Here is a 569-nt window from a genome sequence, read left to right on the forward strand (position 1 = left end):
ATGAAGCTCGGCTTGGGGCAGGGTCGTATTCGCGAGGAGCAGCTTATGGAATTGCTGGAAGAGCGTTTGCGAACGACAGGAAGCCTGTTGCGCCCGGTGTGAACGCCGGGGCATGATCCTCAACTGGCTGCATCCATCCCGCACGTTTACTTTCGGACGCGGCGGTCTGATCCCATGGACGATGATGAACCGGAGAAGAAAATGAGGAGCGCAGAGCGAGCAAGTCCGCTTCGGTATCTTGAGATATCGACCATTGGCAGCTTCTGCGCTGCATTTTTGAGTTTCGGGGTGGCGACGGCGATGCCGGCGGACATGACGGCGGAGCGTCTTCTCACTATCTGTGAAGCGCCCACCGCGCGGACCGCGATGATCAAGGGTGACGAACTTGGCTGGCCGCGGCTGACCGATGCGGAAACAGAGGAGTGGCGTCGTAGCTTCGTCGCCCATAATGGCGGCTCGGTGGACGTTGTGGGCTGGCGGCAAGAGAAGGCAGGCGGAGCCGAGTCATTGTCTTTTTGGCTTGCTGCTGGTCCGAACGGACACAAAGCATGCGCATATTCCACGCCAAG

1 protein-coding gene is annotated in these 569 nt (G+C 59.4%); it reads left to right on the forward strand.

Features of this window, described 5'->3' with window-relative positions:
* Positions 1 to 174 precede the first annotated feature (174 nt).
* The coding region (locus PH605_RS25310; protein WP_271040168.1) for a hypothetical protein at positions 175 to 569 on the forward strand (395 nt) is incomplete at its 3' end.

It is taken from the genome of Agrobacterium sp. CFBP 3001 (assembly GCF_027871605.1).
In the GTDB taxonomy this organism is placed as follows: Bacteria; Pseudomonadota; Alphaproteobacteria; order Rhizobiales; family Rhizobiaceae; genus Agrobacterium; species Agrobacterium leguminum.